General features: G+C 70.8%; 26 protein-coding genes, 2 tRNA genes and 2 pseudogenes. 19 read left to right on the top strand and 11 right to left on the bottom strand.

Translation table 11 applies throughout. The annotated features are described in order from the left end of the window. Positions 1 to 44: 44 nt before the first annotated feature. The 5 genes from bcp to AB0F58_RS20570 all read right to left on the bottom strand — a co-directional run bounded on the left by bcp (position 45) and on the right by AB0F58_RS20570 (position 3657). Positions 45 to 521, bottom strand: a complete 477-nt coding sequence (gene bcp / locus AB0F58_RS20590) for a thioredoxin-dependent thiol peroxidase (protein WP_357145048.1) — start codon at positions 519 to 521, stop codon at positions 45 to 47. Between the two features lie 70 nt (positions 522 to 591). Continuing rightward, a complete protein-coding gene (locus AB0F58_RS20585) occupies positions 592 to 1713 on the bottom strand; it encodes a hypothetical protein (protein WP_357145046.1) in 1122 nt (373 codons plus the stop codon). Next, entirely contained in the window at positions 1710 to 2426 is a 717-nt protein-coding gene (locus AB0F58_RS20580; protein ID WP_357145043.1) for a thioredoxin domain-containing protein, read from the bottom strand. Before AB0F58_RS20580 ends, AB0F58_RS20585 begins: the two co-directional genes overlap by 4 nt. Next, positions 2419 to 2943, bottom strand: a complete 525-nt coding sequence (locus AB0F58_RS20575) for a MauE/DoxX family redox-associated membrane protein (protein ID WP_357145041.1) — start codon at positions 2941 to 2943, stop codon at positions 2419 to 2421. Before AB0F58_RS20575 ends, AB0F58_RS20580 begins: the two co-directional genes overlap by 8 nt. Positions 2944 to 3093: 150 nt before the next feature. After that, entirely contained in the window at positions 3094 to 3657 is a 564-nt protein-coding gene (locus tag AB0F58_RS20570) for a sigma-70 family RNA polymerase sigma factor (protein ID WP_357145218.1), read from the bottom strand. A gap of 170 nt (positions 3658 to 3827) precedes the next feature. Here AB0F58_RS20570 and AB0F58_RS20565 point away from each other — a divergent pair, with 170 nt between their 5' ends. The 4 genes and pseudogenes from AB0F58_RS20565 to AB0F58_RS20550 form a co-directional block, all read left to right on the top strand. Beyond that, positions 3828 to 4472, top strand: coding sequence for a zf-HC2 domain-containing protein (locus AB0F58_RS20565; protein ID WP_357145038.1), 645 nt, complete (start codon positions 3828 to 3830; stop codon positions 4470 to 4472). A 43-nt stretch (positions 4473 to 4515) separates the two neighbouring features. After that, positions 4516 to 6195: a copper resistance protein CopC gene (locus AB0F58_RS20560; RefSeq protein WP_357145035.1), complete on the top strand. Its 1680-nt coding sequence runs from the start codon at positions 4516 to 4518 to the stop codon at positions 6193 to 6195. A gap of 14 nt (positions 6196 to 6209) precedes the next feature. Then, on the top strand, positions 6210 to 6950 hold the full coding sequence (locus AB0F58_RS20555) for a YcnI family protein (RefSeq protein WP_357145032.1): 741 nt from the start codon (positions 6210 to 6212) through the stop codon (positions 6948 to 6950). A 742-nt stretch (positions 6951 to 7692) separates the two neighbouring features. Further along, positions 7693 to 7908, top strand: a pseudogene (locus AB0F58_RS20550) (hypothetical protein); the annotation flags it as partial. A 349-nt stretch (positions 7909 to 8257) separates the two neighbouring features. On the opposite strand, the gene AB0F58_RS20545 reads toward AB0F58_RS20550, so the two are convergent. Then, on the bottom strand, positions 8258 to 9619 hold the full coding sequence (locus tag AB0F58_RS20545; protein ID WP_357145029.1) for a glycosyltransferase family 87 protein: 1362 nt from the start codon (positions 9617 to 9619) through the stop codon (positions 8258 to 8260). A 68-nt stretch (positions 9620 to 9687) separates the two neighbouring features. Here AB0F58_RS20545 and orn point away from each other — a divergent pair, with 68 nt between their 5' ends. The 3 genes from orn to AB0F58_RS20530 all read left to right on the top strand — a co-directional run bounded on the left by orn (position 9688) and on the right by AB0F58_RS20530 (position 10958). After that, entirely contained in the window at positions 9688 to 10284 is a 597-nt protein-coding gene (gene orn, locus AB0F58_RS20540; protein WP_357145026.1) for an oligoribonuclease, read from the top strand. A gap of 108 nt (positions 10285 to 10392) precedes the next feature. Beyond that, positions 10393 to 10468: transfer RNA gene (locus AB0F58_RS20535), tRNA-His, on the top strand. A 157-nt stretch (positions 10469 to 10625) separates the two neighbouring features. After that, positions 10626 to 10958: a hypothetical protein gene (locus AB0F58_RS20530; protein WP_357145023.1), complete on the top strand. Its 333-nt coding sequence runs from the start codon at positions 10626 to 10628 to the stop codon at positions 10956 to 10958. A 73-nt stretch (positions 10959 to 11031) separates the two neighbouring features. Here the strand turns inward: AB0F58_RS20530 and AB0F58_RS20525 are convergent, their stop codons facing one another. Together AB0F58_RS20525 and AB0F58_RS20520 are read right to left on the bottom strand one after the other, a co-directional pair. Then, entirely contained in the window at positions 11032 to 12300 is a 1269-nt protein-coding gene (locus tag AB0F58_RS20525) for an Ig-like domain-containing protein (RefSeq protein WP_357145020.1), read from the bottom strand. 101 nt (positions 12301 to 12401) lie between these two features. Beyond that, a complete protein-coding gene (locus AB0F58_RS20520) occupies positions 12402 to 13667 on the bottom strand; it encodes an Ig-like domain-containing protein (RefSeq protein WP_357145215.1) in 1266 nt (421 codons plus the stop codon). A gap of 188 nt (positions 13668 to 13855) precedes the next feature. Between AB0F58_RS20520 and AB0F58_RS20515 the strand changes: the two genes are divergently transcribed. Continuing rightward, a tRNA-Lys gene (locus tag AB0F58_RS20515) sits at positions 13856 to 13931 on the top strand. An 889-nt stretch (positions 13932 to 14820) separates the two neighbouring features. On the opposite strand, the gene AB0F58_RS20510 is transcribed toward AB0F58_RS20515, so the two are convergent. Then, positions 14821 to 15231 carry a helix-turn-helix domain-containing protein gene (locus tag AB0F58_RS20510; RefSeq protein WP_357145017.1) on the bottom strand — a complete coding sequence of 137 codons (411 nt, stop codon included), beginning with the start codon at positions 15229 to 15231 and terminating at the stop codon, positions 14821 to 14823. Between the two features lie 118 nt (positions 15232 to 15349). Between AB0F58_RS20510 and AB0F58_RS20505 the strand changes: the two genes are divergently transcribed. The 5 genes from AB0F58_RS20505 to AB0F58_RS20485 are packed head-to-tail and all read left to right on the top strand — an operon-like array spanning position 15350 to position 19042. Then, positions 15350 to 16237: an AAA family ATPase gene (locus tag AB0F58_RS20505; protein ID WP_357145014.1), complete on the top strand. Its 888-nt coding sequence runs from the start codon at positions 15350 to 15352 to the stop codon at positions 16235 to 16237. A gap of 58 nt (positions 16238 to 16295) precedes the next feature. Further along, the gene (locus AB0F58_RS20500) at positions 16296 to 16715 is read left to right on the top strand and encodes a hypothetical protein (protein WP_357145011.1); all 420 of its coding nucleotides are present in this window, start codon (positions 16296 to 16298) and stop codon (positions 16713 to 16715) included. Next, the gene (locus AB0F58_RS20495; RefSeq protein WP_357145008.1) at positions 16712 to 17221 is read left to right on the top strand and encodes a hypothetical protein; all 510 of its coding nucleotides are present in this window, start codon (positions 16712 to 16714) and stop codon (positions 17219 to 17221) included. Before AB0F58_RS20500 ends, AB0F58_RS20495 begins: the two co-directional genes overlap by 4 nt. 27 nt (positions 17222 to 17248) lie before the next feature. After that, entirely contained in the window at positions 17249 to 18106 is an 858-nt protein-coding gene (locus tag AB0F58_RS20490; RefSeq protein WP_357145005.1) for a CBASS oligonucleotide cyclase, read from the top strand. Between the two features lie 33 nt (positions 18107 to 18139). Further along, complete coding sequence (locus tag AB0F58_RS20485; RefSeq protein ID WP_357145002.1) at positions 18140 to 19042, top strand: S-4TM family putative pore-forming effector; 903 nt, start codon at positions 18140 to 18142, stop codon at positions 19040 to 19042. Between the two features lie 116 nt (positions 19043 to 19158). Here the strand turns inward: AB0F58_RS20485 and AB0F58_RS20480 are convergent, their stop codons facing one another. After that, entirely contained in the window at positions 19159 to 19611 is a 453-nt protein-coding gene (locus AB0F58_RS20480) for an NUDIX hydrolase (RefSeq protein WP_357144999.1), read from the bottom strand. A 514-nt stretch (positions 19612 to 20125) separates the two neighbouring features. Here AB0F58_RS20480 and AB0F58_RS20475 point away from each other — a divergent pair. Beyond that, positions 20126 to 20923, top strand: a complete 798-nt coding sequence (locus AB0F58_RS20475; RefSeq protein WP_357144997.1) for a MarR family transcriptional regulator — start codon at positions 20126 to 20128, stop codon at positions 20921 to 20923. Between the two features lie 325 nt (positions 20924 to 21248). Next, positions 21249 to 21929 (top strand): YdcF family protein, encoded by a 681-nt coding sequence (locus AB0F58_RS20470; RefSeq protein WP_357144994.1) that lies wholly within the window; start codon positions 21249 to 21251, stop codon positions 21927 to 21929. A 6-nt stretch (positions 21930 to 21935) separates the two neighbouring features. Here AB0F58_RS20470 and AB0F58_RS20465 read toward each other — a convergent pair whose 3' ends face one another. After that, on the bottom strand, positions 21936 to 23162 hold the full coding sequence (locus tag AB0F58_RS20465) for a helix-turn-helix transcriptional regulator (RefSeq protein ID WP_357144991.1): 1227 nt from the start codon (positions 23160 to 23162) through the stop codon (positions 21936 to 21938). Positions 23163 to 23532: 370 nt separating this feature from the next. Here AB0F58_RS20465 and amcA (AB0F58_RS20460) point away from each other — a divergent pair, with 370 nt between their 5' ends. The 4 genes and pseudogenes from amcA (AB0F58_RS20460) (at position 23533) to amcA (AB0F58_RS20445) (ending at position 25353) form a co-directional block, all read left to right on the top strand. Then, on the top strand, positions 23533 to 23697 hold the full coding sequence (gene amcA / locus AB0F58_RS20460; RefSeq protein WP_357144988.1) for a multiple cyclophane-containing RiPP AmcA: 165 nt from the start codon (positions 23533 to 23535) through the stop codon (positions 23695 to 23697). Next, the gene (locus AB0F58_RS20455) at positions 23694 to 24041 is read left to right on the top strand and encodes a hypothetical protein (RefSeq protein ID WP_357144985.1); all 348 of its coding nucleotides are present in this window, start codon (positions 23694 to 23696) and stop codon (positions 24039 to 24041) included. Before amcA (AB0F58_RS20460) ends, AB0F58_RS20455 begins: the two co-directional genes overlap by 4 nt. Next, positions 24038 to 25174 (top strand): annotated as a pseudogene (amcB, locus tag AB0F58_RS20450) (cyclophane-forming radical SAM peptide maturase AmcB). The gene AB0F58_RS20455 and the pseudogene amcB overlap by 4 nt, the downstream one beginning before the upstream one ends. Further along, positions 25171 to 25353, top strand: a complete 183-nt coding sequence (amcA, locus tag AB0F58_RS20445; protein ID WP_013732934.1) for a multiple cyclophane-containing RiPP AmcA — start codon at positions 25171 to 25173, stop codon at positions 25351 to 25353. The pseudogene amcB and the gene amcA (AB0F58_RS20445) overlap by 4 nt, the downstream one beginning before the upstream one ends. Positions 25354 to 25374: the final 21 nt, after the last annotated feature.

The following is a 25374-nucleotide window of genomic DNA, read 5'->3' as shown; positions in this document are numbered from 1 at the left end:
CACCCGGAACGGACGCCCCGCTCCGGGTGACGGTCGGCGGGGTTTCAGTCCAGGCCGAGGTCGCGCCGCAGTTTGGCGACGTGCCCGGTGGCCCGGACGTTGTAGAGCGCCCGTTCGACCGTGCCGTCCTCGTCGACGACGAAGGTGGAGCGGATCACCCCGGTGACGGTGCGGCCGTACATCTGCTTCTCGCCGAACGCCCCGTACGCGGAGAGCACGGCCTTGTCGGGGTCGGAGACCAGCGGGAAGCTGACGGCGTCGCGCTCGCGGAACTTCGCCAGCTTCTCCGGCTTGTCCGGGGAGATGCCGACCACCTCGTACCCGGCCGCCTGGAGAGAGGCGAGCGAGTCGCGGAAGTCGCAGGCCTGCTTCGTGCAGCCCGGGGTCATCGCGGCCGGGTAGGCGTACAGGATCACCTTGCGCCCACGCAGGTCGCTCAGGGAGAGCGTGCCGCCGGTGTCGGTCGGCAGGGTGAACTCCGGCGCGGGGTCGCCGGGGCTGAGACGGTGCGGCGTGGTCATGCCCGAGACCCTACGGCTTGCCGTCCGGGCCGGGGCGCGACCCCACGCGCCGTGTCGCCCCGTTTGCCGTCTATCCGGCCCGCTCGGGTCGGAGGTGCCCGATGCCGGTCGGCCGGCGGGTGGTCGCCTCGGTCACCGCCCGACTCGCGGCGTGCAGCCGGAACACCCCGGCCAGGGTCGCCCCCGCCCCGGTCACCAGGATCAGCGTGACCACCAGCCGGACGGGCTGGGCCGGCCAGGGCACCGGGGGCACCGAGCGGGCCAGCACCGCCGCGTTGGTCACGCCGGCGAACAGGGCCAGGCAGGCGCCGGACAGGGCCAGCCCGAAGTCGGCGGCGGCGTGCCGGGTCAGCGCCCAGCCGCCGGCGGCCACCGCGCCGAGGCCGGTGATCAGGGCCCAGGTCTGGCCGGTCGACAGGGTGACGAGCAGTCCGCCGACCCCCTCGGCCCCGGCGTCGAGGGCCCGGCCGACCGCGACCGCGACCGCCGCCAGTCCGCCCACGGCGAGCAGCGCGCCGAGCCCGGCCAGGGCCCGGCGGCCCGCCCGGGTACCGGCCGGGGCCAGCCCGAGCGCGCCCAGCGCGAGCGTGCCGAGGGCCACCGCCGCCCACCACGGGTACGGGTCCGGCGGCGGGACCCAGTCCAGGGTGCCGCGCAGTTCCACGGCGGCCTCGCCGTCGCGCAGCGGCACCACCCAGTCGCGTACCCGGTGTTCCCGGTCGGGGGCGGCACCGACCTGCGGCGGCGGGCCGGCCTCCCGCCACAACGCCCGCTGGTCGTGCCAGCGGGCCACCGGCTCGTCGGCGATCCGCCGCCAGGACGGCTCGGCGGTCGGGTCGGCGTCGGCGGGCACGGCGGTCTCGCCGGCGAGGGTCCGGTTCAGGTACGTCGCCGGGGAACGGACGTTCTCGTACACCCCGTCGGGGCGCACCTGGAGGTACGGCTCGCCGGAGTAGCCGAGCACGGTGACCGTCCGGTCGGTGTGGTTGCGCAGTTCCAGCCGCGCGCCCGCCTCCACCGTCCGGACGTCCACCCCGTCGCGGGCCGGGGCCAGCCCGGTCACCCCGACCCGGTAGTCGCTGCCGTTCGGGGCGTCCGCGCCGTGTGCCGTGGCCGGGGCGGCGCTCGCCAGCAGCGCGACGAGCGTCCCGACCAGGGGAACTCCCACCCGGAGCAGCAGCGACCGGATCACCGGGCGGCTGCCTCGACGGCCGCGGTGATGGCGTCCGGGGTGGGGTTCTCGACCGGCTTGCCGTCGATCAGGACGGTCGGGGTGCCGGTGATCCCGGCCCGGCTCGCCTCCTCGGTGACGTGCTCGGTCCACGGCTTGAAGGTCCCCTCCCGCAGGCAGGAGGCGAACCCGTCCCGGTCGATGCCGGCCCCGACGGCGATGTCGGTGAGTTCGCCGTCGCTGAGCCCCGCACCGCCCTCCGGCGGCTGCCGCTCGAAGAGTGCCTTGGCGTACTCGCGGTACCGGCCGCCCTCGGCGGCGCAGCCGGAGGCGGCCGACGCGCGGGTGGAGTACTCCGTGCTCGAGAAGCGGTTGAGGTACGCGACCGGGTGGTAGACCACCCGGACCTTGCCCTGGTCGATCAGGGTGTCCAGGGTGGGGCCGCTGAGCTGCTCGAACTGCTTGCACGCCGGGCAGATGAAGTCCTCGTACACGTCGACGGTGACCGGTCCGGAGCCGGCCACGATCCCGGTGCCGGCGTCGTTCGCGCCGGTCGGCGCGGTGAACTCGTCGGAGCGCTGCCCGGCGTAGACGCTCCAGCCGATCAGTCCGGCGATCACCAGCACCGCCACGGCGGCCACCGAGGTCCAGAGCGTGCGGCGTCGCCGGCGTTCCCGGGCGAGCTGCTCGCGGACCACCCGGGAGGCGTCCTTCCGCCCCTTGCGACTACTCATCCTCGTCCTCCGTGGCCGGTGTGCCCGCCAGCCACCCGTCCACCGAGACGGGGCTGCGTGGCCAGATCAGCAGGAACCCGGCGAGCGCCAGGAAACCCAGGTCCCGGAGGATCTCCGGGAGGTAGGCGGGGCTCTGGCCGGCGGCGAGTTCGCCACCCCCGCCGAAGCAACCGCAGTCGATGGCGAGGCCCCGCGCCCAGGCGGAGACGATGCCGACCACGAAGACCACCAGCAGCGCCGCCGACACACCGGCGGTGAGCCGGGTGGCCAGTCCGACGAGCAGCAGGACGCCGAGCGCCAGTTCCACGAAGGGCAGCGCCGCGCCGACGACCATCGCCAGGTCGTACGGCATGACCTGGTAGGCGTTGACGGCGCGCCCGGAGCCGGCCAGGTCGCCGACCTTGCTGCCGCCGGCGACGAACCACACCGCGGCGAGGCCGAGCCGGGCGGCGACGGCGAGCCAGGGGCGGAGGAGGGGCCAGCTCATGACCCGGGGGCGGGGTGCGGTCACGGTCATTGGTCGCTCCGATCCGCCGTGAAGTTCCGGGGCGGGATCCCGTACGACGATCTCGTGACCCAACTCACCGGATTCGATGGACCGCCGGCCGGTCCGGTCGGTGCCGGCCGCCCGTCGCGTCGTCGCCCGTCCCACCGCCCGGCCTCCTGCTCAGCTGCCCAGGGCGTCGCCGACCGCCTCGATCAGTTCGCCACGGGCGCGGGCCACCCGGGACCGGATGGTGCCCACCGGCACGCCCCCGACCGCCGCCGCCTCCGCGTACGACAGGCCGAGGAGCTGGGTGAGGACGAAGGCCTCGCGTCGGTCGGCGGGGAGCCGGCGGAGCAGGTCGGCGGCGCCGAAGTGCCCGGCGGGGTCGGGGTGCGGCCGGTCGGTGTACGCCTGCGCGGCGAGCCGTTCGTCGAGCCGCCGCCGCCGGACCACGGTGCGGAGGTGGTCGGCGCAGGTGCGGCGGGCGATGCCGAGCAGCCAGGTACGCGCGCTGGCCCGTCCCTCGAACGCCGGCAGCGCCCGGAACGCCCGCAGGTAGGTCTCCTGGGTGAGGTCGTCGGCGTTGTCCGGGTCGATCAGCGCGGCGACGAAGCGCCACACCTCGGCCTGGGTGAGCCGCACGAACGCGGCCTGTGCCACCGGGTCGCCGTCGCGGGCGGTGAGCGCCCAGTGGGTCGCCGGGTCGGGTCCGGGGGCGGCGGGGTCGCCCGGCGTCGCCCACACGGGCTCGGCCGGGGTGTCGGCGGGACGGCCGACCCCGGCGGCGTCCAGGGGCGCGGGGATCACGACACTCCAGGTTACGCGGCGATGACGGAACGGGCAGAGACCTTCGGCACTTCCATGGCGTGTGCCACGTCGGGAACCAACCGGGCCCGGCCACCGACTATCCCACCATGACATGCGACGACGTACGCGCGGCGCTGTCGGCGCGGCTGGATGGCGAGGATCCGGGCACGCCGCCGGCCACGCTGGACGCGCACACCTCCACGTGCTCCGGGTGCCGGAGCTGGCTGTCCCGCGCCGAACAGGTGACCCGGCTGGTCCGGGTGCAGGCCGTGGCCGTCCCGGATCTGACCGCCGCGGTGCTGGCGGCGGTGGCCGCCGACGAGCAGGCCGCCCGGGTGGCGGCCACGGCGGCGGTCCGGGCCCGCCGGCAGGTGCTCCGGGTGGCGGTGGCGGTGGCGGCGGCCGCCCAGCTGGCCATCGCGCTGCCGATCCTCCTCGCCGGCCTCGGGGTGGCCGTCGACCCGCACACCAGCCGGGAGATGGCCTCCTTCGACGTGGCGCTGGCGGTGGGCTTCGCGCTGGCCGCGTACCGGCCGGAGCGGGCGCAGGCGTTCGTGCCGGTGGCCTTCGTGCTCGCGGTCTGCCTGGCGGGCACCAGCGCGGTGGACATCGCCAACTCGACGACCGCCCTGGTGCACGAGATCGGCCACCTGGCCGCGGTGGTCCAGGCCGGTCTGCTCTGGGCGCTCGGCCGCACGACCCGCCAGGTCGACCGTCCGCTCACCGCTCCCGCCGTCGCGGGACCGAGGTGACCTGGGTCGTCAGGGTGCCCAGGCTTGGGCGAGCATTGCGCACATGACAGCTCCGACACCCCTCCCGCGCCGTCGCGGCGCGGTCCATCCGCTCGCCCGCCTGGCCGCCGGGGTCGGCCTGCTGGTCGTCCTGGTCGCCCTGCTGCTCGTCCCGGCCGGGCCAGCGAGCGCGCACGCGGTGCTGGTGAGCAGCAGCCCGGCCGCGTCCGCGGTGGTGCAGAGCGCCCCGGCCGAGGTGGTGCTGACGTTCAGCGAGTCGGTCCGGCAGGTTCCCGACAAGATCCGGGTGATCGGCCCGGACGGGTCACGGGTCGACCGGGACGGGCCGGTCTTCGACGGCGGTGTGGTGACCGTGCCGGTCGACCCGGAGGGCGGTCGCGGCACCTACCTGGTCAGCTACCGGGTGATCTCGGCCGACAGCCACCCGGTCTCCGGGGCGTTCACCTACTCGGTCGGCGCGCCGTCGACGCCGCCGGTCGACGCCGGGGCGGACAGCCGTGCCGACCCGGCGGTGGGCCTGAGCATCAAGGTCGCCAAGTACCTCACCTACACCGGTCTGCTGTTGCTGGTCGGGCCGGTGCTGATCCTCGCCGCCTTCTGGCCGCGGCGGCTCTCCCGCACCGGGCCGGCCCGGGTCACCTGGATCGGCTTCGCGCTGGTGGTCGTCGGCACCCTGACGGGGCTCTGGGCGCAGGTGCCGTACACCACCGGCGGCGGGCTCCTCGACGTCGACGGGGCGAGCCTGCGGGACGTGCTCGGCAGCGACTTCGGCCTGGCCCACCTGGTCCGGCTCGGGCTGCTGGCCGCGTCGGCGTTCCTGCTCCGGCCGCTGCTGGCCGGTCGGGAGGGCCGGGCGGACCGGGTGATCCTGGCCGTCCTCGGCGTCGCCGCGCTGTTCACCTGGCCGCTGGCCGGGCACCCGGCGGCCTCGCCCGCCCCGCCGCTGTCGGTCTTCGCCGACGCCGTGCACCTGGGCAGCATGGCCGTCTGGCTGGGCGGACTGGTGGTGCTCGCCGGGTTCCTGCTGCGCTCGGCCGAGGAGCAGGAACTGGCCGCGATCCTGCCGGTCTGGTCGCGGTGGGCGGCGATCGCCGTGGTCGCCCTGCTGCTCGCCGGCACGGTCAACGCGCTGATCGAGGTGGGCAGCCCCGGTGCGCTGGTCGACACCACCTACGGTCGGCTGCTGATCGCCAAGATCGCACTGTTCGCGTTGGTGGTCGGGGTGGCGGCGGTCTCGCGTCACCTGGTACGCCGCTGGCGGGAGGCAGCCCGGCCGAGGCCGCTGCGCCGGGCGCTCTGGCTGGAGCTGGCGGTCGCCGCGGTGGTGCTCGGGGTCACCGCCACGCTGGTGCAGACCACGCCGGCCCGTACCGCCGGAGCCGACATCGCCGGGACCGGCGGCACCCTGTTCAGCACCACGGTCACCAGCTCGCTCTACTCCCTCCAGGTGGAGGTGGACCCGGCCGGGCCGGGCAGCAACTCCATGCACCTGTACGCGTACCAGCCGGACAACCGGCCGCAGCCGGTGGTGGAGTGGAGGGCCACCATCGCCCTGCCGTCGGCCGGGATCGAGCCGATCGAGATCCCGCTGCTGCCGCTGACCGACAACCACGCCACCGGGGAGATCAACCTGCCGGCGTCGGGGGAGTGGCAGCTGCGGGTCACCGCCCGTACGTCCGACATCGACCAGGCCACGGTGACCACCACCGTGCCCGTCCGTTAGGAAGGTTCCATCCCATGATCCCTCACCGGCGCATCGCGGCAGCCGCCGCCGCCCTCACCCTCGGCACCGTCGCCACCGCCGTCCTCGGCTTCGCCGGGCCGGCCTCGGCGCACGTCACGGTCAACCCGAAGGACGCCACCCAGGGCAGCTACGGCCGGTTCGCGTTCCGGGTGCCGAACGAGAGCGACACCGCCTCGACCGTCAAGGTGGAGGTGGTACTGCCGGAGAACGCCCCGGTCGGCTCGGTGTCCACCATGCCGGTGCCCGGCTGGACAGTGACAGTCGAGAAGCGCAAGGTCGACCCGCCGGTGGAGGTGCACGGCAGCCAGCTCTCCGAGGTGGTGTCGAAGCTCACCTGGACGGCCGCGGCCGGCGGTGGGGTCAAGCCGGGCGAGTTCCAGGAGTTTCCGGTGTCGATGGGACCGCTGCCGCAGACCGAGCAGATGATCTTCAAGGCCCTCCAGACCTACTCGGACGGCAACGTGCAGCGGTGGATCGAGGAGCCGACCCCGGGCGGTGCGGAGCCGGACAGCCCCGCGCCGGTGCTGGCCCTCGCCGCGGCTGCCCCGTCGGCCGGCCCGACGGCCGCTCCGGCGGGCCGGGACGCCGATGACGACGACGCCGACGAGGCGTCGGAGGACACCGGACTGGCCGTCGGGCTCGGGGTCGCCGGGCTGGTCGCCGGGCTCGCCGGGCTGGGGCTGGGCGGTGCCGCGTTCGCGCGTACCCGGCGGGAGCCGGCGCGGGACGCCTGAGCCGTACCGCCTCACAGCGGCCCTGTCGGAACCCGGCGGGGCCGCTGTCTGAGCCGTGCCACCGTCACAGCGGCCCCGTCGGATTCCGGCGGGGCCGCTGTCTGGGCGGACCGGCGAGCGGTGGTCGGACTACTGTCCGCTTCATGGCTATATCCGGGGATTGTGCCACTTGTCTGGGTAAGGTCGTCCAGGTACCCGGCTCAGGAGGAGGACGACACGGATGCGGTTCGCGCGGGCGCTTGCCGGAATGCTGTTGCTGGTCATCGGGATCCCGGCCCTCGTCGCCGGCGGTGCCCTGTGGATCGTCGCCCGCCAGGCCGACCCCGACGGCGGGTTCCGCGCCCGGCTCGAACCGGTCACGACCCCCGGTCACGCGGTGGTCGTCACCGACCTGCCCGACCTGCTGCGTCGGGACGCGCCGTTCGTCCACGCCGGGACGAACCGGCTCCGGCTGACCGCGCGGACCGCCGAGGGGCCCGCCTTCCTCGGGCTGGCCCCGACCGCCGAGGTGGACCGCTGGCTGGGCGACGCGCCCCGGGCCGCCCTGACCCGCATCGTGGTGGCCCGGGGGGCGCTGCCGGCGCGGGTGGCGCCGGTGGGCCGCGCGGATCCCGTCGAGCCCGCGCCCGGCCCGGTCGGCCGACCGTTCTGGGTGCACGAGGGCATCGGCGTGCTGGAGTGGACGCCGGCCGAACTCGACGACCAGCCGCTGAGCCTGGTGCTGATGCGCCCGGACGGCCGGGCGGACCTGACCCTCGACGTCCGGGCCGAACTGCGGCCCGCCTGGCTCACCCCGGCCCGCTGGGCCCTGCCCGCCGGTGGGGCGCTCCTGGTGGCCCTGGCGCTGGTGCTCCTGCTGCGTCCGCCCCGCCCCCGCGAGGTGGTCTTCGTGGTCGAACCGGACCAGGTGCCGATCCTCGCCCAGCGACTCGGGGTGACCTCGCTCAGCGCGCTCGGCGACCCCGCCCCGCCGCCCCCGGAGCGGACGCTGGTGGCGGTGGGCTCGGGTGACCGTGCCGCCATCGGAGCGGCCCCCGGTCGTCCGACCACCCTGGCGGACCTGGCCACCGGTCGGCGCGGACCGGAGGGGGAGCGCCTCGTCCCGCCCGGCCTGGTCTGGCCGCCGCTGGCGTCCGACGGGACCGGTCCGGCGGCCTCCGGGGGCCGGGAGCCGGACTGACTCGGCCCGGTATGCGGGTGGCCCCCCGCGCTGCCGACGCGGAGGGCCACCTTCACCGGGGGATCGGTGCTACCTGAGAGAACGTCTGAGGTAGGTGGTACCAGATTAGCCGAAAACGCGTTACCCGTCAGTTCTGTCCATTTGATGCAACTTTCGTCTTCGGTCGCCACCGGATCCACCGGGGCGGTCGTGCCCGGGGCACGTGCGGACCCGCCTCCGGCACCCGGTCCCCGGCGGCCGGTCGCACCGGCAGCACCACCAGCAGCAGGAGCGAGAGCAGCACATAGGTGTTGCGGGTCAGCACGTCGACCGGGTCGTCGATCCGGGCCGGACCGGCCCCCCAGTCCTGGAACGAGACCACCCCGTAGGTGATCACCAGGTAGGTGGCGACGGCCGCCACCACCAACCAGCGGAACCGGACCCGCCCTGCGGCCGGTTCGGGGTCGTCGGCCGCCGGCCGGGCACGGTCCGGATTGAGCCCGGCGTCGAGCATGATCACCACAGCCGGGATGAACCAGTAGATGTGGTGGGTCCAGGTGATCGGGCTGACCAGCCCGCCGACCAGGCCGGTCAGGGTCAACCCGGTCAGCGCGTCACCGGCCCGTGCCGCCCGCCAGGCCCGCCACAGGCCGTAGGCGGTGACCGCCGCCACCAGCAGCAGCCACACCAGCCGGTCCGGCTTCTCCGGCACGGTGAAGCGGCTCAGCAGCCCGAACAGGGACTGGTTGCCGGTGTAGTCGGTCCGCCCCACCCGGTCGGTGGCCCACAGCTCGTGGGTCCAGAACCGCCACGAGTCACGCGGTGCGACCGCCGCCGCCACCAGCGTCGCCGCCGCGGCGGTCGCGCTCGCCACGACCGTCGCCCGCCACTGCCGGGTCACCAGCAGGTAGACGATGAAGATGCCGGGGAAGAGCTTGAGCGCCGTCGCCAGCCCCACCGCCACCCCGGCCCAGCGACTTCTCCCGGGTACGGCGAAGAGCAGGTCCGCCAGGATCAGCACCACCAGCAGCATGTTGATCTGGCCGAAGGTGATGGTCTCCCGGGTGCTCTCCACCGCGAAGGCGAGCAGCACCGCCACGGTCAGCGTGAACAGGCGGGGCAGGTCGTGCCGGGCGAGCAGTGGGCCGACCAGCCACCGGGTCGTCACCAGCACACCGAGCGCGGTGAGCACCGTGAAGACGGCGATGGTCGCGCCGAGCGGCAGCGCCGCGAACGGTCGCAGCAGCAGCGCGCTGAACGGTGGGTAGGTGAAGTACAGCGCACCCTGGACCCGGTCCGGCTGGCTGTAGTCGTAGAGCGGGTTACCCGCCGCCCACCACTCCATCGCCCGCATGTAGATCTTCAGGTCGAAGAAGTCGTGTACGAGTCCCGGCAGGTAGAGGGCGGGCAGCACGGCGGCGAGGGCCAGCACGGTCAGGAGCCGGCGGACCCTGCGGCCGCCCGGGTCCTTCTCGACCAGGGCGGACGAAACGGCAGGTTCGGCTGGCACGGGGAAACCCTAACGGTCGTCCCGCCCGACGGTGCGCAGGCGCGGGCCGTCTGCGCTGCGCGTAGTCTGTGCCGGTGGCTGATCTTCTCGTCTGGATCGACTGTGAGATGACCGGGTTGGACCTCGGCAGCGACGCGCTGATCGAGGTCGCCGCGCTCGTCACCGATCCCGACCTCAACGTGCTCGGTGACGGCGTGGACGTGGTCATCCACGCCGACGAGGAGAAACTGGCCGGAATGCCGGAGATCGTGCGGACGATGCACGAGAAGTCCGGCCTCACCGAGGAGGTACGCCGCTCCCCGGTCACCCTCGCCGAGGCCGAGGACCTGGTGCTGGAGTACGTCACCAGCTTCGTCAAGGACCCGCGTACCGCCCCGCTCTGCGGCAACTCCATCGCCACCGACCGGGGCTTCCTCGCCCGGGACATGCCCCGCCTCGACGGGCACCTGCACTACCGCATGATCGACGTCTCCTCGATCAAGGAACTCTGCCGGCGCTGGTACCCACGGGTGTACTTCGGGCAGCCGACCAAGGGGCTGGAGCACCGGGCGCTGGCCGACATCCGGGAGAGCATCCGGGAGCTGGAGTACTACCGCCGTACCCTGTTCGTCCCGCTGCCCGGACCGGACGTGGAGACCGCCAAGGCGATCGCCGCGCAGCTGTAGGGCCCGATTCCGAACCGGGAGCGGAACCCGCTCGACGGGAGCGGGAGGGGTGTGGCTATTATTGGTCGGCGCGCCCGCCCGGGTCGGTGATCCGGGCGAGACGGCATGGTGGCTGTAGCTCAGTAGGCAGAGCACCGGGTTGTGGTCCCGGGTGTCGTGGGTTCAATTCCCATCAGTCACCCCAGTTGGCGATGAGCCCCCTCCACGGAGGGGGCTCACTGCTTTTCCGGTCCTGCCCCGGGCCGTGGGGGCGCCGCCGGTCACGGGCGGTGCCGGAAGTTGTCGAAGTTCGTGGATATCACCGACGGCGATCCGAGGCCACTGCCGGTAACGTACGTAGCATGACTACTGTTACGCCTCGTCAGGCACCGATAACCGTGATCCTGGCCGCCGTGGTGTTCCTGCTCGCCGGTCTCCAGGCCGTCCTGCGCATGTACGACGGCCTCGGCGGCGCGGGTGGGGTGGTCGTCGCCCTCATCGCGGCGGTCATCTACCTCGCCATCGCCTTCGGGCTCTGGAAGGGCAACAAGATCGCCTGGATCCTGGCCCTCATCGGTGGCGCGCTGGCCCTGCTGAGCGTCTTCAGCGGCGAGTGGCTGTCCTTCGTCACCGGTCTCGTCCTGCTCGTGCTCCTGCTGCTCCCGCAGTCGCGCCAGTGGTTCAACCGGGCGTGAACGGGGACGGCCGGGGTGGCCCGCCTCCACCGCGGGCCACCCCGGCCGTCACACGCTGATCGTCAGCGTCCGGTCACGGCGTCGGCGTCGCCTCCGCAGACGGGGCCGCCTCCGGCTGGTACGGCAGGGCGCTGCCCTTGACGTACTCGTCCCAGCTCATGTTCCAGTCCGTCCAGCCGTTGCCGTTCTGGAGCTTGCGCTCGGTGCCCTTGACGGTGACCGGGTCACCGATCCGGGTCTGGTTGAACAGCCACGCGCCCTCGGCCATCGAGACGTTCACGCAGCCGTGCGACACGTTGACCCGGCCCTGCTGCCCCTCCGACCAGGGCGCGGCGTGGATGAACTCCCCGCCCCAGGTGAGCCGCTGCGCGAAGTCGATGTCGGTCCGGTAGCCCTCGTCCGGTCCCAGCTCGTCGAAGGTGTCGAAGACGGTCTCCTTCAGCTTCTCGATGACCACCATCGTCCCGCTTGAGGACGGGGTGCTCTTCTTGCCGAGGCTGACCGGAATGGTCCTGATCACCTTGCCGTCCCGGGTGACCGTCATCCGCTTGGTCTTGTTGTCGACCGTCATCACCGTGGCCGGACCGATCTTGACGTCCACGTTCAGGTCGGCCCGCCCGTACCAACCGGCCCCCACCGGCAGGCCGCCGGCCTGCACCCGGTACTGCACCGTGCTGCCCGCCTGCCAGAACTGCTTCGGCCGGTAACGGACCTCGGTCGGACTGACCCAGTGCCAGATGCCCTCCTGCGGCGGGTCGGAGCGGACCGTCATCCGGCTCTGCACGTCGTCGCGGAAGTCCTCCGGGATCGCCCGGCCGAACTTGACGATCAGCGGCATGCCGACCCCGACCACCTGGCCGTCACCGAGGAAGCTGGTCACCCGCACCTGGTTGGCCGGCTTGGCCATCGTGGTGAAGGAGTGCGTCGCGGTCGCGGCCTTCCCGTCCGACCCGGTCGCCGTCACGGTGGCGGTGTACGTCGTGCCGTACTCCAGCGCGCCCGAGGGCAACCAGCTCGTCCCGTCGGCGGCGAGCGTACCCTCGACCACCGTACCGGCCGGGTCCTTCAGCTCGACCGTCGTACCCTGGGCCTTCTCGGTGGTGAAGGTGAGCCCGGTCGAGGCCGGCACGTCCTTCGCGTCCGCTGCCGGAGCGGTGATCGCCACGGTCGCCTCGGGCGTCTTCTCGCCGGCGCCCGGCGGGGCCGCCGGCCCGTCGCCGCCACCGGTGCAACCCGAGGTCAGCGCGAGGGCGACGGCGAGCACCGCCGCCGCGAACCCGCCGCGTCGCCGGCCGCGCCGGGCGCCCCCGCTCCGGATCAGCCGGTTCTGGTCAGCTCGCATGATGTCCTCACAGTCGTGGTCCGGAAACCATCGTCCCCCAAGAGACGCAGGGAACCCGGTAACCGTTGCGGGGCGTGAAGGAGAACACCCGACCCGGTCGGTCAGAGCGCCAGCGCGGCGCCCTCACCCCCGTCCGGTACGGGCAGCGCGCTGCCCTTGACGAACTCCGTCCAGCTCAGGCTCCACGCCGTCCAGCCGTTACCGGCTGCGAGCTTACGCTCCGTACCGGTGATGGTGATCGGGTCGCCGACCATGGTCTTGGCGAACAGCCACCGGGCATTCTCCATGGAGACGTTGACGCAGCCGTGCGAGACGTTGCGTCGTCCCTGGTGCTGGACGGACCACGGCGCGGCGTGGATGTACTCGCCGCCCCAGGTGAGCCGCTGGGCGAAGTCGATGTCGGTGACGTAGCGGTTGGCCGGGTCGGGGTCGTCGCGGGTGTCGAAGACGGTGGCCTCCTTCTTCTCCATCACGACCATGGTGCCGCTGGAGGAGGGGGTCGACTTCTTGCCGAGGCTCACCGGGACGGTCTTGACGACCTGGCCGTTCTCGTACACGGTCATCTGCTTGGTGGCGTTCTCGACCTTCATCTCGAAGGCCCGGCCGATCTTCGCCTTGGCCCGGCGGTCGACGTTGCCGTACTTCCCGTTGCTCAGCGGGATGCCCTCCAGGGCGATCCGGACGGTGATCGTGGTGCCCGGCGTCCAGTACTCGGCGCCCCGGTAGTAGGCCTGGGTCCCGTTGGACACCCAGTGCCACGCGCCCGGCTGCGGCGGGTCGGTCTGGACGAACATCCGCTTCTGCACCGCCGCCCGGTCCTTCTTCGGGATGCCCGGGGAGAACTCGGTGACCACCGGCATCGCCACGCCGTAGGTCTTGTCGTCGAAGAGGTAGAGCCCGGAGCCGACCAGGGACCTCGGCTTCTTCATCGTGGTGAAGGTGCTGGTGCCGGTCACCTGGCCGGCGGCACCCGTGCCGGTGACCTTGGCCGTGTAGCGGGTGCCGTACTTCAACGGGGCGGCCGGCACCCAGGAGGAACCGTCGGCCCGCGGCGTGCCCGCGACCGGCTTGCCGTCGGCCGTGGTGAGCGTGACGTCGGTGATCTTCACGTCCGGCGTCCCGGCGGCGATCTCCGTGCTCACCGGCCGGTTCGTCGCACCGTCGGCCGGACTCACCGTGACGGGCCCCACGGGCCCCTCGCTCTCCCGGCCGCCCACCGGTGCCGCCACGCCCGTCTCGGGCGCGCCCGACGGGCCGCCGCCCACGAACGCCGGCTTCTGCGGGTCCGAGCCGCAGCCCGTCAGCGCGATCGACGCTGTCACAGCCAGGGCGCACACCATCGCCCCGGCCCGCGCGAACCTGACCATCCCCACCCCAGTTTCTTGCGTGCCTGGCGGACATCGTGCCGCATCGGCGCCCGCCGGCGATCCCCAGTGACCGGAATCCTGAGGCTTTTGCCCGGTTTTGGGGATTAATCTCGTCCGAAGAGGTGAGGAGGGGATCGGATTGGAACCCTCCTCATGGTGCGTGCTAGGGTTCTCTCCGTTGCCAACGAGCGCCGCTAGCTCAACTGGCAGAGCAGCGGACTCTTAATCCGCGGGTTCGGGGTTCGAGTCCCTGGCGGCGCACCAACGAGATAGGCCCTGACCTGGTGGTTCACACCGGGTCGGGGCTTTTTTCGTGTACGACGGTGGTGGGTGGTCGCTCGGCGGGTGCTCGGGAGCCGTTGGACCGGGTTGGGTGCCAGTGGGATATGGCGGGGTGTTCAAGGATGCCGTCGGTGTGGGGTGGCCGGGGGTGGAGCCTGTTGGTGGTTGCCGGGTCGGCTGCGGTGGTTCCCGGATGTGTTCGGTGCCGGGGATGGGCCGATCTTGCTGAGGTTGCGGTTTGCCGGTCTTGTGGCTTCTGTCGTCGCTCTTCGGCTGATCTGGTGAACAGTGGGTCATAGAGAACGTCGTGCACGTTGATCCGGGCCGGTCGGTGAGGTGATCGCCGAACGCGAGCAGTTCACTGCCGGCCTCGGCAGGGTCCTTGCTGGTTATCGGCGTACCGCCCCGGTCGTGCCGGTCGGCGTAGTGCTGGTCATCGCGCAGCACGCCGCCGGGAGAAACCTGCTGACCGACCTGGTGAGCGGGCCTTTGCGCGCATCGGTCGGTACCACCACCGTCGACCTGCTGCACCTGCACTGGCCGTTCCGCTGCCGATCATGGGAAACCGGATGGAACACGACGAGGGGGTTGAGGGGACGAGGTCAAGACGGAGTTCGCCGAGCGCGTATACGCCGCCACGGAAGAATCCTGCGAAGCCTCGGGGAGTGCCAGGATCATCGGGACCCACGGGTTCGCACTGACGGTTCGTCGCGGCCTGGATCAAGATGCCGCTTGAAGCCCTTGGTGCGCTGGTACCTACCTTCGCGAGCGTGTCAGCCCGCCGCTCACCGCCACGGCTGCCCGGGGCTAGGCGTCCGGCGGCCCGGGACATCGGGTCCGTTTCGTGCCTCCGCCTCCTCAGTGCCGGTGGTCACGTCCGGTCGCTGTGGCTGAGTTGTTCCAGCAGACCAACGGCGCGCAGCTTCTGGTCCGCGCTGAGGTTGAGGATCATGGAAATGAGTTTCTTAGTGACGTCGGCGCCGGCGCCGTCCTGGGCTTCGGTCAGGCCCAGCCATTGCGCCAGCAGTGTGAAATCCAGGTCGTACAGCTGGGCCAGTTCCCAGATCACCGCGGGGTCAGGCTGGCGGATGACGCCCCGCTCGATCTGTGAGAGATAGGCATTGGGGCGCCCGGTGCGGCGTTCGACCTCCCGCAGACTCCACTGGCGGTACTGCCGGGCCCGTCGCAGCGTTTCACCGACCGATTCCGGTGCGCCGTCCGCTGGCGGTGACGCGTCTGAATTTGTCGGACCGGTCGGGGAGGATGGGATGCCGCGTGCCATGGACCCAGCCTAGGACCTTCGACACGCCCGGCAGGCAAAGCAAGTTGCAAAGTCGCTTCGCACTGTTGCAGAGTAGCTTCGCACGGCGGAGGGAGATCGAGTGAACGTCGCTGAGACCGTGACCAACAACGTGGTGCTGCCCCATGCGCGCTACGCGAGGACCTGGGATTCCATCATCGTGGACCAGCAGGTCAAGGACCGGCTGCTGCGGTGGGCGGTGCTGAGCTTGCGCCTACGCGGACAGTTGCCGTTCGAGGCCACCGCGCTGCACGGGCTGATGCTGCTGTACGGGCCGCCGGGCACGGGCAAGACCACCCTGGCGCGAGGTCTGGCGCAGCAGTTGGCTCCGGTGATGGTCACCGGCAGGGCGCGGCTGATCGAGCTGAACCCGCACGGGCTGATGAGCGCCGAGCACGGGCAGTCTCAGCAAAAGGTGACCGAGCTGCTGACCGGGCACGTTCCCGCTCTGGCCGACGACGGCCTGCCGACGGTGGTCCTGCTCGACGAGGTGGAGTCGATGGCCGTGGCGCGCAGTGAGGCGTCGTTGTCGGCGAACCCGGCCGACGTTCACCGGGCGACCGACGCGGTGCTCACTGCGCTGGACGACAACGCCGCCCGGTATCCGCATCTGCTGGTCGTGGCCACCTCCAACTTCACCGGCGCTTTGGACGCGGCGTTCCTGTCGCGGGCCGACGTCGCGGTCGAGGTTCCCCCGCCGGACGCCGAGGCCGCCCTGGCGATCCTGGCGGGCACGCTGCGCGACATGGCCCCGGCGTTCCCTGCCCTGGGTGAGGTGGCCGACGACCCGGCGCTGAAGGAAGTGGCGAGTCTCCTCGCCGGCACAGACGGCCGACAGATCCGCAAGTCAGTGACCGAGGCGATGGCTGGCCGGCTCGAAACCGTCCAGCGGCCCGACCGGCTGACCGTCGACGACCTGCGGCAGACCGCCGAACGGGTCGCCTCGGCCCGGCGCGCCACCGGAAAGGGAGCTCATGCAGCGTTCTAGGACTATCGCGGGTCCGCCGCAGCGGACCGCGACGGCAGCGTGGGAGAGCGTCGCGACGTTGATCAGCGACACCCTCACCGTCTCCGGTCGGATCTCCGCCGGCACGGTGACGGCGGCGCTGGCGCCGCTGCGCGGGATCGGCCCGGCACTCATCGCCGCTGGTCACCTCGAAACGGGTTCGGCCGTGCTGGTCACCGGGCCGTTGCACGTCAGCATCACGGTGGTCACCGGTGCCGCCGTCACTGCAGTGGAAGAGAACCTCAACCCGGTGCCGGGCGGCGCGAACGCCACCGCGGACTGGATGCTGTACCTGCCGAACCCGGCCGGCTTCGCCGCAGCGCTGGCCGCCGCCGTCAAGCAATCGGGCCACCTGTCGGTCGCGGCGCCACCCGACGACACCGACATCTCCGCGACCGCGAGCGGGCGCCCAAACCTGGTCAACCTGGCCGCCCTGGACACCCTGGGACGTTCGTCGTGAGCACCTCGACCTCGACCAGTACCTGGACGATCGTTCACACCGCCACCCATCTGGCGGATGTCATCCTCGGCTCGATCGCGGACATTCTCGGTCACCTCGGCATCGACGCGACCCGGCTGTTCTCCACCTGGGCCCAGGACGAGAGCGCGATCAGCGCCTGGATCGCCGAACAATCCCTGGACACGGTGGTGCTCGAGTGCCACCGGCCCAGCGGCGTGGTCGACCCAATCCTGGAGTTCCCCGTCACTTACACCAGCACCGGCGTGGCCGACAAGACCTTCACCGCGGACCGCGCCAGCCTGGCCAGGTACCTTGCCAAGCTCGGCACCGTGCCCCGCGGCACCACCTACCGGCTTTTCGTGACGTTCCGCACCGCTCGCACCCCGCAGCCCGGCTGGTCACCCGGCAGCCGAGCCGGCACCGACGGCATGCGTTCGTCCAGTTTCGGGACGCTCGCCGGAGCACCGCATGGCAGCGCTGGCCTGCGCTACCTCACCAGCAAGTAGACCTCACGATCGGAGCCGACCACTGCAATGGGCTACATCGATGACGCCTTCGACGGGCTCAAGGAAAAACTGGAGATCGGCCCGGCCGAGCAGGACCTCGCCAAGTCGCGCCACCGGCTGATCCGCGATCACGTCAAGAGTGTTTGGACGACCACCGGTGACTTTCTCACCGGCAGCTACGACCGGCACACCAAGACCAAGAAGCTCAAAGACGTCGACATCTTCATCGTCATCGACCGCGACGGCCCGCAAAGCCACCTCGCCGACGGCACGGGCACCGCCGCCGTGAACGCGTTGTGTCAGGTTCTGCGGACCCGTTGGCCCAACGTCACCGGCGACGACTACGTCGCCCTGGTCGAGTACGCCGGCGAGGACGTCGCCTCCTACGAGATAGCACCGGTCTTCGCCCGTGCGGGCGGTGGCTACCTGATGCCGTCCGGCAGCGGCTGGATGGCCACCGATCCGAACACCCACGCCGAGATGGTGACCGCGAAGAACAAGGACTGCGGCGGCAAGTTCGTGCCGTTCGTCAAGATGGTCAAGGGCATCAACCGCGAGGCCGGCGACCCGATCGCCCCGGCCTTCCTTATCGAGGTGATGGCCCTGGAACTAGTACGACCGCCATTCGGCCGCTACCGCGACGAGATCCGCTGGTTCCTCGCCTCGGCTGCCGAGCAGATCACCGACGACTGGCCAGACCCGGTCGGCCTCGGCCCCGACGTCAACAGCGGCCTAAGCCACGCCGACCGGCAGCAGCTGGCCGCCACCCTGCAAGGCTGGCAACACACCTGCGAGGAAGCCATCCTGCTGGAGAACGCAGGTAAGGACCGCTCCGCCGTCGAAACCTGGAAAACTCTCTTCGGCTGGCGCATGCCCCGGCCCTAGCCGCGCGCCGACGATCTCTAAGGACGAGAGCAGATGACCGTCGCGAACTCGAGTATCACCAACGCCCAGAACAGTGAGCGGGCACTGACTCTGCTGGCCGCCCAGCGACGGCTCTACTCCGACGCCAAGACTATCCAGGGGACCCGTCTTCTCATCACCGCGGTCGGCGCCGTCGGCGGCGTTGCCGCCGCGCTCGCTCTCCCTCCCTGGCGCACGTCGATCGGCATCATCACCGGCCTCGTTCTGCTATCAGTCAGCGTCCTGGGCGGTACCCGCGAGAAGCGCAAAATCAAAGAAGCGTCCTCGGTCCAGGAAGAACTCGACGTGATGCTGTTCGGCCTAGGGTGGAACGACCTTTGTGCCGACCGGCCCACCACGACCATCATCGCCGCCGCAGCGACCCGCCACAAAAGCGACCGCAGTGACCTACGGAACTGGTACCCCGACACCGGTACGGTGCCGTACCCGATGAACGTCCTAATTTGCCAGAACAGCAACCTCGGCTGGGGTTCAACCGCACACCGCGCGTGGGCCGCCACTCTGACCGGGACAATCGTCGTCCTACTCTGCGTATCCACAATCATCACGGTTGTGGGCCGGATGGGCGTCGTGGAAGCGCTCATCGCGGTCGTCGTCCCTCAACTGTCCCTGATCAAAGAACTCTACGAGATGACTCGGTCCAACCTTGACACCGCTACCAGCAAATCCAGCGCCGAGGGGAAGGTCATGAGCCTGTGGCGGCGGGGGCTCAACAACCCCGCTGCCGTCACGATCGGTGACTGCCGCGACGTGCAGGACAAGATTCTGCAGTTCCGGCAGAGCGGTGCCTCGATCCCGGACTGGTTCCACAACCGGGTACGCCCGCACCAGGAGGCCACAATGCGCGCCACGGCCGCGCACTTGGTCAGCGAAGCCCAAGCGCACGGCATTGCTTGACGGACACGGACACGGACACGGACACGACCGGCTACCCGCAATTCGAGGTGTCCGGCCGAGAGGGGTCACTTCGGCTGGGCGCGCCCCGTGCCTTGCCGACGATTCGATGCGGCTCGCTATGTGGAGGAAGGCACGGTTCCGTCTTCGAGGTAGACGCCACCCCGCCCAATCGCGGCGACCGCCGCGGCAACCCGCCGAGCCAACCGGGGGATCAACACTTCGCCCAGGCGCTCCGGCTCGACGAACTCGAAGCCGTCGAGTTCGTCCGGGCACAGGCGCATCGCCGCGATCTGGTCCGCTGTCAGTACCCCGCCGTCGAACACGAACATGCGCCCTCCGTCCCACGGCGGGCTCACCGGCACCCAGTCGACGCACAGCAGCGCCCCTGAGGGTATCGACAGGCCCAGCTCCTCCCGGATCTCGCGCGTGCAGGCGTCCGCGGGGGACTCGTCCGGCTCCACCGTTCCGCCGGGAACTTCCCACACGTCCTTGTAGGCCGGGTGCACCAGCAGCACCCGGCCGGTCTGGTCGCGGAGGATCACGCCGGCCGCCGCGCGGACCCGGGTCACGCTTGCGTGTAGGAGAGGTCCGGTTCGGTCTGCGTCTCGGCCACGCGACCGACCCTACGGGCTCGCCCTCGGCGCATAGCCCGTTCCTGAAGCAAGACGCGGCAACGATCCCTCTAGTGTCGTTACTGAAGGTAATCATCCGATTGGTGCGTGGCGTGTTATCGCCGAATCGGGACGGGCTTGTCGGGCGCCTCCGAAAGGTCAGCGCTGCAGTGCGGTGCCGATCGTGGAGATCAACTAATGGCGGCCCGATTTGACCGTATCGCGCTTTCTGTCCTCAGCTCTTCGGCTGATTCACTGAACAGTGATCTCCAAAATCGGCCCCAAAACCACGGTTTGGGTATGTGGGTGCTCGCACGGGCCGCCGACGCCTCGCCCAACGGCTCACGCCGAACGCTGTCTCCGGTCACGGCGATCCCGGCTACCGATCTCCCAGCCGGAACATCGACCACTTTCTGTCACGACTGTGGGAAACAGGATGTTGGACTGTCGGGGCCGGAGGGATCATTGGAGAATGGGTGACCAGGGTGCCACGCGGCGATTGTCCCCGCGGCGGTGGCGGATCCTGTCGTACCTGGCACAGCATGGTTCCGCGTCGACGCTGGACGTGGCGCTTGTCTGTGCGGTGTCGCGGCTGACCGCTCACCGGCACCTCGTATGGCTGCACGAGGCGGGACTGGTGCGCCGCGAGCGCTCGCCGGAGGACCGGACCCATACCTGGTGGTACGGAGTCACGGCCCAAGGGACCGAGGTGCTCCAGCGTGCCTTGACGGCGTCGGGGCAACCAGTTCCGTTGCGGTTGGGTCAGCGGTCCTCCGGTGTGGCGGATGCCCTGCTTTTCCTGCCGCTGGTGGAGGTATCGCGGCGCAACCCGGGGTGGTGCGAGCTGTTCCAGTGGCTGGCGACGATGGAGACCTCGTCGTGGTTGCGCCAGTACGACCTGGCGCAGTTGCGGGCTGAAGGCTACGGCGTCTGGCTGCAGGACGGGCGGTGCCTTCGGTTCCTGGTCCACGTCGACCGTGGCCCGATCGGCGACGTTGTTGCCGAGCACGAGCGCCCGACGTCAGGGCTGGGTGGCCTGCTCGCCGGCTACCGCCGCGCGGACCGGCTGGTGCCGGTCGGGGCGGTTCTCCTGATCGCTCAGGACGTCGAGCGGGAGGAACGACTACAGGCCGATCTGCTCTGCGAGCCGCTGTGGAACATTGTCGCCACGACCACCCGGCAGTTGTTGTATCGCCACTGGCCGGACGAGCAGGTATGGCGGGTGCCGGGCGAGACTGGCAGGCACCGCCTCATCGAGGTCGGAACCTGACCGCACCTCGTCACGATCCCAAACCTCCTGATCGTGACGAGGCCGGCGGCGTGGTGCTGGAGTCAGCGGCGTCGTGGTGCGCTGCTACCCCTACGCTGGCGGCATGAGGGAATCCAGCGCGGACCGGACTTACGCCACGCCTGACGACCTTCCGCTGTCGGCTGTGCTACCTGAACTACTGCGGAGCGTGCGTGAGGGCCAGATTGTCTACCTGAGCGAGCGGGACGAGCCCGTGGCCGCTGTCGTTCCTCTGGAGGTGGCAAGGGCGGGATTGGCGGCCCTGGGCAGGTCCGACGGGGGCCCTGATGACGGCCCTCTCCGGTAGGTGGTGATGAACCGGCGTGCGGCGGCACATGCCGAGGCGATTCCCGACGCTATCCGGGCGGACGTGGAGACGCTCTGGCGCTACCACGACATGCGTCACGAGTTGCGCCCGTGCGACGTGGGGATCGGATTGGGCAGTCATGACCTTGGCGTGGCTGTCATCGCGACGCGATTGTTTCACGAGGGCCTGTTCCCAAGGATCGTGTTCACGGGCGCGAACGCCCCGACGACCGTCGAGCGGTTCCCGCGTGGAGAAGCGGTGCACTACCGCGAGTACGCCATCGTGCAGGGCGTACCTGCGGAAGCGATTCTCGTGGAGCCGCGTGCCACGAACACCGCCCAGAACCTGGAGTACTCGCGTCAGCTCCTGAGCGAACACCGGATCCCGGTGAAGTCGGTGCTGATCATTTCGCGGCCCTACCAGCAGCGTCGGGCCTACGCCACCTGCAGGCTGATGTGGCCGGAGGTCGATGTGGTGTGCGCGTCGAACCCACTTGAACTGGACGACTATGTGAGCAGCATCGGCGACCCGCGGCGGGTGGTGGACATGCTGGTGGGCGACACGCAGCGGATCGAGGTGTACGCCGAGCGCGGGTTCGCTATCCCGCAGGAGATGCCGGATGAGGTACGGGCGGCCTTCGAGCGCCTGGTGGCGGCTGGCTACACGAGCCGGCTGATCTGAGCCCAGCTACCAGCGCGGCCCTCCCGACCGGACGCCCATCCGGTCGCTGAGTTCGACGGCCAGTCGAGGTGGCCGGGGGCGAGTGAGGATGTCCCGGACAAGGTCGCGGGAGAGCCGGTGGTAGCGCACCTGGTCGGGGCCGATGACCTCGGCGTCCAGAATCGCGGCGAGCGCGTCGTCGATGCGGTTCCACCGGGCAAGGGCTCGGGCGGTTTCGATGGCGTGCCGAACCTGCCGCTCGACGGGCACGGTGCTGGTGTCGAGTGGGGCGCCGAAGGCGATGGCGCGTTGCACGTCGCCGAGTTCCATCGCCACGGTCGTCTTGTGGATCGACACGTTGGTCGGCCCGAACGCGGTCCACACGTGGTTGCCATCGGCACCGAGTCGCCGTGCGGCGGCATCGGCCTCGGCGATGTGGGTGTCGGCGGAGGCGCGGTCGTCGTCTCGGGCAGCGGCCAGCGCGCAGACCAGGTGCAGGCTGCCGTAGACCGACAGCAGCTGCGGAGTCGGCTTGACCAGCCGTGGTTCCAGGAACTGTGCCGCCGTGGCGGCGAGGCCGCGGGCTTGGGCGTACTCACCGATGGACGCCAGCGAGTGCGCGGCGGAGCGGCTGAGTGAGCCAATGACGACGTGATCGTGGCTGGCGTTGGCGGCGGCTAGCCCTCGGCTGGCGGCGGTCCACGCGAGGTCACCTTCGCCCAGCTTGGTGAGGAACAACGCGGCGAGCTGGTGCGCGTAGGCGGTCATCGCCTGCGCGCGCTGGCCATCGTCTCCGTCGTACGCCTCGGTGGCGGTGAGGCAGTCGTGGATGAGGTAGGGCAGCCGGCGGGCGAGGGTGCCGTACCGCGAGTGCTGGTAGGCGGTCCAGATCTCGGCGACATCGTTCTCGATCTCGCGCAAGGCAGGAGCCTCGACGTCCCCCGTGCGGGCCAGCGCTGGCGCGAGGTGACGATAGTCGTGAAGCGCGGCCCGCAAGGCCGGGATCGTCTCGCGCCCTGAGTCGTCCGACCACTCGAACAGGCTCGGTGCACCGATCAGGTCGCCGAGGGACACGTCGAGGGCCTTGGCGATCGCGCGTATGACCGACAGCCGGTCCAGGTCGGCCCGGTTTGTCTCGACCTTGCGTAACCACTCCTGCGTCTTGCCGACCAGACCGGCCAGCACCTCCTGGGAGAGCCCTCGCCGACGCCGGTAGAAAGCGACGCGCTGGCCGATCGTCATGTCGTCCGTCATCCCTCGCACACCATCACCCTGCCCGCTGAAGGCCGCCGGACCCGGTACGGATTTTCCCGGTCCTCCGGACGGACCGCTCCTACGTTCAGTTCACCCTCAATCACCGGCGTGTGTCGATGCCGGTGTCAGGGATGACTGACAGAGAGCTGCAGATGGAGGGATCGATGAGCGACGCACCACACTACGGCATGGGCCGCTGGCTCGGCCCGTCCGGGAGCGAACTGTCTCGGCGCTTTCCCCGCCTGCGTACCGCCATGAGGGCTGCGCGGGTGGGTGATCGGCGGTCTGCTCCCAGCCGCCGTGATGCGGCGGCGGGCTCGCCCTTCCCCCGGCGAGCCCGCCGCTCATCGTCCCTGGTGGGGGTGGCGGCATGACGGTGTACGTCTCGCGTAACGCCATGGCCGGCCAGTCCCGGCGCCCCGAGTCCAGGTGGACGGCCTCGCCGGGGCAGGTGTGGCCCGCTGATCCGCCGCTGCTCACCTTCGTGTGGCGTCGGCTGTTCGCGCAGCAAGCCCGCGAGGGCGGTCGCCGGTGACTGGCCAGCAGCGCCGTCTCGCGGCGAACCGGCTCGCGCCCGCCGAGGTGGACCATCTGCCGATGCGCCCGCTGTGGCTGTGCCGCCGATGCGGGCAGCCGTGGCCCTGCGGCGCAGCGAAGCTCGCGCTCCTGGCCGAGTACCGCGAAGTGCCGGTGAGCCTGTTCCTCTACCTGGCCGGCTGCCTGCACGACGCGATCGACGACCTGCACCGGCTCAACCCGAGCGTCACGGGCAGCGCCGCCGACATGTTCGACCGGTTCCTCGGCTGGCCCGCCCGCCACACCCATGCCTACCGCGTCAGCACCACCACGGCCGTCAGCATCGAGGGGGCCACCTCGTGAACAGCATCGGCCTCATCAACGCCACAGGCCAGCCGGCGATCGCCGGCAGCTTCCACACCCTAGTCGTGCAGCCAACGAGCTTCTGCAACCTCGACTGCACCTACTGCTACCTGCCCGACCGGAGATCCCTCCGCCTGATGAGCGGCGCGGTCGCGCGGGCCTGTGCCGAGTCGATCGCCCAGCAGAACAGCGGTCATCCCGTGAGTGTCGTGTGGCACGGGGGTGAACCCACCGCCACACCCATAGGGCTGTTCCGGGGCCTGCTGGCCCCCTTCGAGGAGCTGCGGAGCGCGGGGATGGTGCGTCACGAGATTCAGACCAACGGCACGCTGATCAACCGCCAGTGGTGCGAGCTGTTCACCACCTACGGGTTCGAGGTCGGGGTCAGCATCGACGGACCGGGCGCGTTGAACCGTAACCGCCTCGACCGGGCCGGCAACCCAACGGACGCCCGGACCCTGCGGGGCATGCAGACCCTGGCCGACGCAGGGCTGAGGTACTCGGTGATCTGTGTGGTCACCCCGGAAACCATCGACCACGCGTAAGCCCTCGTCGACTTCTTCACCGGCCTGCCCGGCTGCGAGTCGGTGGGCTTCAACATCGAGGAGCAGGAGGGCGCCGACCGGGCACCGGTGTCGGAGGATGCCGCGTACCGGTTCTGGCAGCGCCTCATCGCACGTCGCGTCGGCGGCAGCCCGCTGCGGATCCGCGACGTGGACCGGCTGGCCGACTATCTAGCCGCCACCCGCGCTGGGCGCGTCGACCACGCGCCGTACGAGCCGATCCCGACCGTCTCTTGGGATGGGCAGGTGGTGCTGCTGTCACCGGAGCTGCTCGGCATCACCGAGCCGCGATACGGCGACTTCATCGCCGGCAACGTCCTCCATCAGCCGATAACCGCCATGCTCGCCCGTGCCGCCGACCTGGACTACGTCGCCGAGTTCGTCACTGCCCTCAACGACTGCGCCGCCCACTGCGCCTTCTACGACTTCTGCCGTGGCGCCCAGGCCGGCAACCGCTACTTCGAGCACGCGACGTTCACCGCCCGCGAGACGACCTACTGCCGGACCACCCGACAGGCCCTCGTCCGCGCCGCCGCGGATCACCTCACCCCTCAAGGAGGAGCACCATGACCAACGCACTCGCGGTCCTCGTCAACGCCGCACCCGAGCAACTCGCCCGCCTCGGCGTCGACCCGCAGCGGTCGGTAGCGTCGATCGACGCGGCGAAGTTCGACAATCGCCCCACCTGGGACAACAAGGGTAAGTTCGACAGTCGACCCGGCTGGGACAACTGGAACAAGAAGAAGTAGCCACCACCACGGGGACGCGCG

The organism is Micromonospora sp. NPDC023956, assembly GCF_040639195.1.
GTDB lineage: Bacteria > Actinomycetota > Actinomycetes > Mycobacteriales > Micromonosporaceae > Micromonospora.
Note: the sequence above shows the minus strand (reverse complement) of the source record. Positions and strands in the feature narration are given on the sequence as shown.

What these genes read in the sequence shown, in the direction of transcription:
- AB0F58_RS20490 (WP_357145005.1), top strand. Translation starts at nt 17,249, where the DNA reads ATGGGCTACATCGATGACGCCTTCGACGGGCTCAAGGAAAAACTGGAG.
- AB0F58_RS20525 (WP_357145020.1), bottom strand. Translation starts at nt 12,300, where the DNA reads ATGCGAGCTGACCAGAACCGGCTGATCCGGAGCGGGGGCGCCCGGCGC.
- AB0F58_RS20580 (WP_357145043.1), bottom strand. Translation starts at nt 2,426, where the DNA reads ATGAGTAGTCGCAAGGGGCGGAAGGACGCCTCCCGGGTGGTCCGCGAG.
- AB0F58_RS20485 (WP_357145002.1), top strand. Translation starts at nt 18,140, where the DNA reads ATGACCGTCGCGAACTCGAGTATCACCAACGCCCAGAACAGTGAGCGG.
- AB0F58_RS20555 (WP_357145032.1), top strand. Translation starts at nt 6,210, where the DNA reads ATGATCCCTCACCGGCGCATCGCGGCAGCCGCCGCCGCCCTCACCCTC.
- AB0F58_RS20565 (WP_357145038.1), top strand. Translation starts at nt 3,828, where the DNA reads ATGACATGCGACGACGTACGCGCGGCGCTGTCGGCGCGGCTGGATGGC.
- bcp (WP_357145048.1), bottom strand. Translation starts at nt 521, where the DNA reads ATGACCACGCCGCACCGTCTCAGCCCCGGCGACCCCGCGCCGGAGTTC.
- AB0F58_RS20530 (WP_357145023.1), top strand. Translation starts at nt 10,626, where the DNA reads ATGACTACTGTTACGCCTCGTCAGGCACCGATAACCGTGATCCTGGCC.
- AB0F58_RS20520 (WP_357145215.1), bottom strand. Translation starts at nt 13,667, where the DNA reads ATGGTCAGGTTCGCGCGGGCCGGGGCGATGGTGTGCGCCCTGGCTGTG.
- AB0F58_RS20465 (WP_357144991.1), bottom strand. Translation starts at nt 23,162, where the DNA reads ATGACGGACGACATGACGATCGGCCAGCGCGTCGCTTTCTACCGGCGT.
- AB0F58_RS20510 (WP_357145017.1), bottom strand. Translation starts at nt 15,231, where the DNA reads ATGGCACGCGGCATCCCATCCTCCCCGACCGGTCCGACAAATTCAGAC.
- AB0F58_RS20560 (WP_357145035.1), top strand. Translation starts at nt 4,516, where the DNA reads ATGACAGCTCCGACACCCCTCCCGCGCCGTCGCGGCGCGGTCCATCCG.
- AB0F58_RS20475 (WP_357144997.1), top strand. Translation starts at nt 20,126, where the DNA reads ATGGGTGACCAGGGTGCCACGCGGCGATTGTCCCCGCGGCGGTGGCGG.
- amcA (WP_357144988.1), top strand. Translation starts at nt 23,533, where the DNA reads ATGACGGTGTACGTCTCGCGTAACGCCATGGCCGGCCAGTCCCGGCGC.
- amcA (WP_013732934.1), top strand. Translation starts at nt 25,171, where the DNA reads ATGACCAACGCACTCGCGGTCCTCGTCAACGCCGCACCCGAGCAACTC.
- AB0F58_RS20575 (WP_357145041.1), bottom strand. Translation starts at nt 2,943, where the DNA reads ATGACCGTGACCGCACCCCGCCCCCGGGTCATGAGCTGGCCCCTCCTC.